Annotated in this window: 5 protein-coding genes; 2 read left to right on the top strand and 3 right to left on the bottom strand. The window is 51.6% G+C overall.

From position 1 onward, the window contains the following. Positions 1-50 precede the first annotated feature (50 nt). A complete protein-coding gene (locus tag AKL28_RS23115) occupies positions 51-761 on the top strand; it encodes a putative quinol monooxygenase (protein WP_050470639.1) in 711 nt (236 codons plus the stop codon). 74 nt (positions 762-835) lie between these two features. Here AKL28_RS23115 and AKL28_RS24175 read toward each other — a convergent pair whose 3' ends face one another. Both AKL28_RS24175 and AKL28_RS24180 read right to left on the bottom strand, forming a co-directional pair. Beyond that, on the bottom strand, positions 836-1,582 hold the full coding sequence (locus AKL28_RS24175; RefSeq protein WP_082221646.1) for an SDR family NAD(P)-dependent oxidoreductase: 747 nt from the start codon (positions 1,580-1,582) through the stop codon (positions 836-838). Positions 1,583-1,594: 12 nt separating this feature from the next. Beyond that, the gene (locus tag AKL28_RS24180; protein WP_082221647.1) at positions 1,595-2,002 is read right to left on the bottom strand and encodes a DoxX family protein; all 408 of its coding nucleotides are present in this window, start codon (positions 2,000-2,002) and stop codon (positions 1,595-1,597) included. A 93-nt stretch (positions 2,003-2,095) separates the two neighbouring features. Between AKL28_RS24180 and AKL28_RS23120 the strand changes: the two genes are divergently transcribed. Further along, positions 2,096-2,500: a winged helix-turn-helix transcriptional regulator gene (locus AKL28_RS23120; protein WP_050470641.1), complete on the top strand. Its 405-nt coding sequence runs from the start codon at positions 2,096-2,098 to the stop codon at positions 2,498-2,500. 24 nt (positions 2,501-2,524) lie between these two features. On the opposite strand, the gene AKL28_RS23125 is transcribed toward AKL28_RS23120, so the two are convergent. Beyond that, positions 2,525-3,646: an alpha/beta hydrolase gene (locus AKL28_RS23125; RefSeq protein WP_050470640.1), complete on the bottom strand. Its 1,122-nt coding sequence runs from the start codon at positions 3,644-3,646 to the stop codon at positions 2,525-2,527. Between the last annotated feature and the right edge of the window lie 168 nt (positions 3,647-3,814).

Here is a 3,814-nt window from a genome sequence, read left to right on the forward strand (position 1 = left end):
GGTAGGCACCGTTTGAGCGGAGCTTTCTCCCTTACTTACCAGGCGAATGAATGAAGCACACAAAAATACTTGGAAGTCTCATCGCATCGGGAATGATGTTCTCGATGTTGCCGACAGCAAGCGCTGAGGAGGTACACAGCCAATATACGGTAAACATTTGTGCTGTCATGTTCCCGCAAAAGGGCAAAGCCGAGGAGCTACGCAGCGCGCTGTTGTCTTTGGTGAAGCCTACACGCACCGAGGAAGGTCATATCACCTATGACGTGTATCAGGAAAAAAATGGAGGATTCTTCCTCCATGAAGTGTGGCGTTCTCAAGCTGATTTAGAGCGCCACTTCAAGAAGCCGTACATTCAGGATTTCGTCAAAAAAAGTGCGACCTTGCTGGAAGGAGCCAACGATGCTCACTTCGGTAAGCTGGTAGCCGCGACATCCAAAGCCGCAGGAACGGCAATTGATGCGAAGGCGGCATCGACCGTTCATATCTGCAGCATCAAGCGTCCCAGGAAAGGTAAAGAGGTTGCACTCCGCGAGGCGCTCAGCGCTCTCGTAAAACCAACTAATGCCGAAGAGGGCAACCTTACCTACAACATTTATGAGGAAGCTGATGGCTCGTTGTTCCTCTATGAAGCATGGCGCTCACAGGCAGACCTCGATAATCACTTCGCCAAACCTTATATCAAGGATTTTCAGACCAAGGTCGGCGATTTGGCCGAGCGGAATCAGGTCTTCTTCGGGAAGGTCATCTCGGAAGCCAAGTAAGGCGATTCGCGGGTGGAGGCTTCGCCTCTCATCAAGGGAATGTGTGCCCAAGTGAGCACACTTCCTCTGATATCTCAGCGAGCACTGTCGATAATCATGCCTCCATCTGGAGTGAGGCTATATCCCGTTAAGAACTGTGCATCTTTGGATGCAAGAAACGCTGCGACCGGTGCAATGTCCTCATCCGGTGAACCGTAGCGAGCAAGAACGTTTCCTGGCGGTGGTGCGTTGGATGCTGCAGCTCCCCAAGTGTCTGCAATAGGCAAAATATTATTCACGGTGATTTTGTCTGCTCCCCACTCACGCGCCGCGGTTCGAGTTAATGCTCGTATCGCTTCTTTTGCCATGTTGTAAGGGCCATAGTTTGTCATACCGATGACTCCGGCTAGCGACGCGAAATTGATGACACGCCCTTCTCCACTTGCTTTGAGGTAGGGGTAGCAGGTTTGCATTGTCCGCAAGTATGAAATGGGACCGAGCTCAAAATTTCGCTGCAATTGGTTTGTTGACAAATCAAGAATGGACGCATTGACCGCCGAAGGGTCAAAGGCATTGTTGACCAAGATGTCTATACGACCGTATACCGCAGAAGTCTCGCGAACAGCGTCCTCAATTTGAGATGATTCTGCGATATCGCACACGATACCAAGAGCAGAACCACCGCGTTCTTCGATTTCAGATACTACAGCTTCCACATTTTTGGCTGTACGCGAAAGCACAGCTACTTTTGCGCCTTCTGCTGCAAATAGTTTGGCCGTAGCGCGACCTATCCCACGCCCAGCTCCTGTAACGATTGCAACCTTCCCTGTTAGTCGACTCATTATGCTCTCCGTTTAGAAAGTGATTGTATGGATTGTTTGCGCGCCTAATCCATAGGGAGACGGAAGGGAACGAACAGCGTTCTGGCTTATGAAAGACGTGACGAGCAGGATTAGTCCGATAAATGCGGGAATAGCGTTACGTGGTCTATGCACGCCGAAATGCGCCAAGCCAGAGAGAATTAGATGAAAGAAAATGCCTGCGTAAGCTAGGTCGCTGATGCCAGCGGTCGGTCTTACAGCGATAACCAATACGGCGAGAAATTTTGCGACTGCTAGTGGACTTACAAGATAGGTTGGATAGCCCAGAGCGCCAATTTCTTTACGTGTCCAATCTTTCCTGGCAACGTAAAGTGTCGCGGAAGCTAGATAGAGCGCGCAAAGCGCGAGGGTGCTACCCCAGTAAATAATTTGTTCGGTCATAGTTCATTCCTAGAGGGAAAATTTGATGCAACATGAGCGATGATGTCCTCTAAGGTGAATCTCAACAAGAAGGATGAATTACGGACACTTAGTATGGAAAATAAGACTAGCGACGATGAAGGAATCAACATGCACGAAGAAATGCGGAGAGCATTTTCTTTGCTGTCTGGAAAGTGGAAGTTGGAAATTATGTGGTTGCTGAATCAGCGGATTTACCGCTTCGGAGAGCTGCGCAAAGCTATCCCAGGTGTGACTCAACATATGCTCACCGCTCAGCTTCGAGAGCTGGAAGCCGATGGATTGGTGCTTCGCACCGTCTTCCCTGAGGTACCCGCCCGCGTTGAATACGAAATTACCGCCAAGGCAAAAGGGCTTGGACCAACAATGGCCGCCTTGACCGAGTGGTGGAAGACGTACGGAGACTCCGTACCGGTCAAAATCAACCCGCGCGGTAGGAAGCCGCAGTCGGGGCGAAATGGAATGGAAGAAAAGAAATAGGCCCGCATGAAGCGGGCCTATGTTTTACTTCAGATTAGTCCGGAAGAACGTGGCCATTTTTTCGAATGGAATGACATCGACGCGGTCGTACAAATCCGTATGGACGGCGCCCGGGATAATCATCAGTTCTTTCGGCTCGGCAGCGTTAGCGTACGCAGTTTCACTGAAGTAGCGGGAGTGGGCCTTCTCGCCATGAATCAACAGCGCTGGGCGTGGTGAGATTTCCTTGATGTATGACAGGATGGGCATGTTCAAGAACGACAGAGGCATCGTTACCGTCCACGAGCCGTTCGAATTGACTGACCGAGGATGGAAGCCGCGTGGTGTCCTGTAATAGTCGTGATATTCCACCAGGAACTGAGCTTCGCCGCCCTTCAGCTGATTCATTACAGGACCGTATGCCGGTGAACCATTATCCGCGTCCTTCCAGCGCTGTTGGCCCAATTGCTCCAACGTCTTCGTGCGTTCGCTCAGCGTTACGCTGTCGTTATAGCCCTTGGACATCACGCGAGTCATGTCGTACATCGTGCTCGCTACGACAGCTTTGACGCGCTTATCAATGGCTGCGGCATTCAGGGCCATACCACCCCAACCGCAAATGCCGATGATGCCGACACGCTCACGGTCGACGGAAGGCAGCAGGCCGATAAAGTCGACCGCCGCGCTGAAGTCTTCCGTGTTGATATCCGGTGAAGCAATGTTGCGTGGCTCACCGCCACTCTCGCCAGTGTAGGACGGGTCGAAGGCCAACGTGACAAAACCGCGCTCGGCCATGGTTTGGGCGTACAGTCCCGAGGACTGTTCCTTGACGGCGCCGAACGGGCCACTTACGACAATAGCTGCCAGCTTCCCGCTTGCATTCTTCGGCTGATAGAGGTCACCCGACAGAGAGATGCCATAGCGATTTGTGAAGCGAACTTTCTTGTGGTCGACTTTGTCGCTCTTGGGAAACGTCTTATCCCACAATAAGCCGTTGTCGGTGAGTTGCAGCGAACCTTTCGATTCAGCGTTTGCTTGGTTTGAAGACATAATTCCAACTCCTAATGCGGCGATGCTAGCGCCAGTTAATTTAAGCAAGCCGCGGCGCCCGATTTTGGTAGTTTCCGGATGGGCGATGGCATTGCCGGGTTCAACGTGATTGGTCATTTCGATTTCTCTCGATAAATATGAATTTGGGTAAGTGCCGCGGCGAATGGCGAAGCGGCATGCTTTCCGCCCTGGAGACTGAGCTCGTAGGCGATATTGATTTCGATGGCGCGAATTTTTCGATTACGGTCGAGTGGGATAATTAGTGTCCCCAGCTCGGCTCATGAG

This window comes from Herbaspirillum chlorophenolicum (assembly GCF_001189955.1).
GTDB classification, from domain to species: Bacteria; Pseudomonadota; Gammaproteobacteria; order Burkholderiales; family Burkholderiaceae_D; genus Herbaspirillum; species Herbaspirillum chlorophenolicum.

Bases quoted from the DNA above. Each gene is read 5' to 3' on its own strand.
- AKL28_RS24175 (WP_082221646.1), bottom strand. From the start codon at position 1,582: ATGAGTCGACTAACAGGGAAGGTTGCAATCGTTACAGGAGCTGGGCGT.
- AKL28_RS23115 (WP_050470639.1), top strand. From the start codon at position 51: ATGAAGCACACAAAAATACTTGGAAGTCTCATCGCATCGGGAATGATG.
- AKL28_RS23125 (WP_050470640.1), bottom strand. From the start codon at position 3,646: ATGACCAATCACGTTGAACCCGGCAATGCCATCGCCCATCCGGAAACT.
- AKL28_RS24180 (WP_082221647.1), bottom strand. From the start codon at position 2,002: ATGACCGAACAAATTATTTACTGGGGTAGCACCCTCGCGCTTTGCGCG.
- AKL28_RS23120 (WP_050470641.1), top strand. From the start codon at position 2,096: ATGGAAAATAAGACTAGCGACGATGAAGGAATCAACATGCACGAAGAA.